This window comes from Mycobacterium sp., assembly GCF_052143115.1.
Taxonomy (GTDB): Bacteria; Actinomycetota; Actinomycetes; order Mycobacteriales; family Mycobacteriaceae; genus Mycobacterium.
In genome coordinates this window covers 1-4,552 of the sequence record NZ_JBKQTQ010000041.1, presented here as the reverse complement: position 1 = coordinate 4,552, position 4,552 = coordinate 1, and the positions used below count along the sequence as shown (strand labels likewise).

General features: G+C 62.4%; 5 protein-coding genes and 1 pseudogene. All 6 read right to left on the bottom strand.

What is annotated here, in order from left to right; genetic code table 11:
* Positions 1–141: 141 nt before the first annotated feature.
* Positions 142–462: a helix-turn-helix domain-containing protein gene (locus ACLQI9_RS04195; RefSeq protein WP_442391147.1), complete on the bottom strand. Its 321-nt coding sequence runs from the start codon at positions 460–462 to the stop codon at positions 142–144.
* 26 nt (positions 463–488) lie between these two features.
* Positions 489–1,593 (bottom strand): annotated as a pseudogene (locus tag ACLQI9_RS04190) (tyrosine-type recombinase/integrase).
* 304 nt (positions 1,594–1,897) lie between these two features.
* Positions 1,898–2,320 carry a PIN domain-containing protein gene (locus ACLQI9_RS04185; protein WP_442391145.1) on the bottom strand — a complete coding sequence of 141 codons (423 nt, stop codon included), beginning with the start codon at positions 2,318–2,320 and terminating at the stop codon, positions 1,898–1,900.
* Positions 2,311–2,517, bottom strand: coding sequence for a DUF2191 domain-containing protein (locus ACLQI9_RS04180; protein WP_442391143.1), 207 nt, complete (start codon positions 2,515–2,517; stop codon positions 2,311–2,313). Before ACLQI9_RS04180 ends, ACLQI9_RS04185 begins: the two co-directional genes overlap by 10 nt.
* Before the next feature lie 219 nt (positions 2,518–2,736).
* Entirely contained in the window at positions 2,737–3,480 is a 744-nt protein-coding gene (locus ACLQI9_RS04175; RefSeq protein ID WP_442391141.1) for an FAD-dependent monooxygenase, read from the bottom strand.
* A 743-nt stretch (positions 3,481–4,223) separates the two neighbouring features.
* Positions 4,224–4,552 (bottom strand): universal stress protein (locus ACLQI9_RS04170; RefSeq protein ID WP_442391139.1); only part of this gene is annotated, 329 nt, incomplete at its 5' end.

Genomic DNA, 4,552 nt, shown 5'->3' with positions numbered 1-4,552 from the left:
GCTGCGTAAAAACAGCTGTAGCACAGGTCCTCGCCGGGCCAGGACGCTCGTCGCTGGTTGGCCATCCGCTCACACCGGCTGCAGCGGAACCGCCCGCCGGTAACCCGCGGGCGGCCCCGTTTGGTTGAGCGCCTGTGGGGGCTAATCGTCATCGCTGATCACCCTGGCTCGGCGCGGACGCACCGCTTTGTTGAGCTCGACCACATTGGGCCTGGGCACGCTCTGCGAGCTGGCCGACGCTTTGCGTTGGCGGACATCGGCCGCGGTCACGGTGACCAGGTCCTCGACGCCGCAACCCAAGATATCGCACAGTGCGGCGATCATTTGAAGCGAAACCCGTTCGGGGCGTTGATGAACCACGCGATACACCTGTGGCCGTGAAAGCTTGATCCCCCGTTCGACAAGAAGGGGAATCAGATCGGTACTGTTGTGCATCCCACGAGCGGCCATCAGCTCGGCCAACCGCCAGGTGTAGTCGACTCACCGTTTCATGAGCTTTCCTCCCCCAACGACAGCGCGGTGTTGATGGTGGTGTCCAACACCCGGCGCAACGTGCTGACCCGGTAGTCGCTGGACACGCAGGTATACAGCGACGTCGTGCTGGCATGGTCGTGACCCATCTGGTCCTGGACGAACCTGGCATCCCAGCCGTCTTCGATCAAATGGGTGGCATACGAGCGGCGCAGCGAGTGCAGATCCAATCCGTCTGGCAACGCCAGATCCCGGCAATACCGGCGGAACCGGCGCAACAGCGTGTTCTCGGCGACCAACGCGCCTCGCTCGCTGGGAAATAGGTCAAGCCCATCGGTCATAGCCGGCTGACCATGGGCAAGCCAGTCGGTGATCACCTCCGGCGTCCAGGTGAACACCGTTCAGCACGCCGCGCCGCTTGGGTGGGGATCCCTTCTTGGCCTTGCCGTAGCGCACCTGAACGACGCCGTAACCGCCGAACTCGCGGGCGTGAGCATTGCGGGACAAATCCACAGTCTGCAGATGGCGCAGTTCGTTAAACCGCAGGCCGTAGGAGTAGGCGAGCTTGAACATCGTCGCGTCCCGGTAGGCCGGCAGCCAGCCCTTAGGCGCCGAGGCCGCGATCAGCGCCACCTGGTCGTCGGCATGGTCGAAGAAATCCTGCAGCGCTCGTTTGGTGAACGCGCGCTTGGTCGGGGACTGCTCGTTGTCCTGCACATGGACCGCGGTGTTCCAATCGAAAAACACCTGAGCAGGATGCGTGCCGAATCGCTGTTCGCACACCCGATCCCACCCGTAGTCGGGATCGCTGACATACGAGCAGAACAACCGCAACGCATTCTGGTAACGACGCACAGTCGACTGCTTGCATCTTTTGACCGACCGCAGATCGCCGAAGAACTCCTCCACCAAGGCCGGCGTCCACATCCACGGGAACTCATTGGTGTGCTCGACGAAACGCTCGACCAGCCGGATTCGTCCCGCAATCGTGTCATGGCCTAGGTTGCGGCACATTTGCTGATTGCGCCATCCCTCGAGCATCTCGTCGACGGTCTGCGCCTCTGGATGCAGCAGCGGAACCGACCCGACGACATGTACGCGGCCACTCTTGTCGAGGGGCAAATCAGCCTCCTACCCGGTCTCATTAGATGCATCATTGAATCATCCACTGAATCAATACCACATCGCTGCAGCTAGACGCGTCACGTTCAGGACACTTCGCGCCGGCGTGTCGGCGAACCGAGCCATACCGAAAGCCCCCGCCCACGTCGTCGCGCCCCAAAACGGTCATTTATCAAGGCTTCTCGGCCGCAACGGCGCCAGCCCGATGGCCAACCGCCAGTCAGGACCGTGATTCATCTGATGAAAACGGCGAGGTTAAAGATGGATAATCAATCTTATCCATGAAACAGCGCCTGTGATTTGGCTAGACGCTCCCTCGTGGTAGCACCCATCGATGCTGAAACGTCAATACCATTGCGGCGGTTTCGAAGTCAGCGTGATAGTGGACAACGGTGAGTTGGTGTGCGGCGGCGAGGGTCGCGGTGAGCAGGTCGGCCATGCCGACGGCTCGATGTTGGCCGGTTCGTGCCAAGGCTCGCTGTGCGCCGAGTGCGGTCTGCCAATGCTCGTCATTGGTCGGCAGATACTCGTAGGCGGCGCGGCGGTCCGCCCAGAGCTGCTCGTATTCGGCCGGCCCGCGGGCACTGTAGAGCGCTTCGGCATCCAGCGATGCTGTTGTGGCGACCACACCATCTTCGATCAGCGGCCGCAGGCGCCGAGACACCTCGGTGTGGCGCATCCTCGCGGCGGCGCTGGTGTCGATCAGATAACGCGCGATCAGCGCCACACTTCCCCGCGCTCATCTGGGTCGGCCATGCCCTCCAAACCACCCTGCTCCAGCCATTCGATCTGGCGCGCCCGCTCGGACTTGGCAGCCGCTTGCTGCAGCGCAATTCGCACAGTGTCCGAGACACCGGTGGTCCTTAGTTCACGCTGCGCCGCTGCAAGAAGGTCGTCGTCTAAGTCGATCAATCTCTTAGGCATAAGTCCCCTCAGACGAGTATATACTGTTTACGCATCGTGTATATACCCGGCATGGTCGGATACATACTCCGACACGCATCTCGATCATGGCGTGTCAGCGTTCGACCTGACCGAGCTGCAGTGTATCCAAATCCGTTGGGCCGCAATAGTTCACGAAGAGGATGATACTACGTGCGCCTATTGCAGAGGCGATATTTGCTCCTCACGCAAACTGTGGGTTCAATTCCAGGAACACAGGAACACGTCTATGTCGAGAATCGCCCGTCGCAATGCTCGCAAGTCCTGCTCCGGTGCTTCCACCCATCCTGCATCGGAGTCATCCAAGTCTTCGCCGTCGATATCGACCGGAAGTAATCGGCGCGGAGCGTTCTGGGTGTTAATCAAATCCACGTACGCCCCGTAGTCGATGACGTAGACGTCGTACCTTTCCCCTGGCTCGTCTTGCGCCGAGTAGCCCCGGCGAACGAGGTGGAGAACTCGCGCGTCGAATAGTTCGGTAAGTAGCGGCGCGCGTCTGAGGAAACGATCCCCTCCACGGCGGCCCATTGCCGTCAGCGCCAGGTCGCGCACAACGCGCCCGGCAGGCGAGCTGCGGTGATAGGCCCTACCGTTCTGCCTCGACTGCTCGTGAACCCGGGTGGCGCGCTGCACTCGACTCACCGAACATCGACACAGCGCGCTTGTTGGGTCGGGATCCTGGGCCAGCGCCTGGCCGATCGACCAGGCATCTTCCATCGCCATCGCCGCGCCCCGGGCGAGGTAAGGAAGCATCGCGTGGCACGCGTCACCCAGCAGCGCGATGCGGTCGCGGACCCACCAGCGGGGCACCGGGTGGTCGAGCAGGGCCCACTGATGAACGTCGGATGTTGCACCGAATAGTGCATGCAAATGCGGTCGCGCGCCGCGGAAGGTGGCACAGTTGGTAAGTCCGCAGGGGATTGAGCCGTCTCGGCGAGCAGTCACTTCTGGCGGTTCCCATCGCCGGTTAGGTCGGTACCGCGGTCTCCGACGCGCGGTACCATGCTTATGCCGAGCAGGCGCTCACGCGTCACACCGTGGCCGCCACTGTAACCCAAGACAGCGCTACCACGGCCGAAAGTGCCACCGGCACAATCGGTGTGTTAGCCGAATGGCGCGACCTGTGCAGCATGCACGCCGGTTGGCTGGCGTGGGACCAGCACGTCAAGGCCGGTGATCGCCTTGACGTCGCAGGCCGGCTTCGAGGGGGTCTGCGCTGGCTCGTCATTTTTGTTCTCTGCATCACGCAGCAGCGTCGCTGGTGGCCATCACCCTGTGGCCGCTTGACTGGATCCGCTGCGCGCAATGGGACGCGAGCTACGGTGCTTGACCGACGATGACGGCGGCCGCGCCAACAGTCATCACTGACGCCGCACCGCAACCGGGACTAATCGCGGAGGCGACGGTACGGCCAGAGACGCGGCCCGATCCCGAAATGTGTTGATTGATCGATGTTGCCCGTTGGAATCGTCATCGTTGATTCAATGCCCTTACCGCGCTGGGAAGGGCCATGAAGATTCTGCCTTCGACGATCTTTGTCAGCATGCCTGCGGCCTATAGGCCATCCCGCAGGTCTTGTTTGACCCTGCATCGCGAACACGATTCCGCGGCCGGCACAAATCGCCGAGCACGGTCGAGTACGTCAAGTGCGGTCAAGTTGCCGCACCAGGCAGATCAGCCCCGCGACGTCAGCGGGGCCGCACCACAATCACCGGGACTTTCGCCGACTGCGCTACCGCCGAGCTGACCGAGCCCAACAGCATGCCCGCGAATCCGCCGCGGCCGTGACTACCCACAACCACCACCTGACTGTCTTCAGACTCCTGGCGCAGCCAACGGGCCGGGTCGTCACGCACAACCCGTCGATGCACCTGCACGTCGGGATACTGCTGCTGCCAGCCGGCCAGGCGTTCGGTGAGGAGTTCGCGTCCCTGATTTTCGTGCTCGGGGCAGTCTTCGGTGAAGATCCCGACATCGCTCCAGGCGTGCAAGGCCACCAGATCAACGCCCCGGCGCG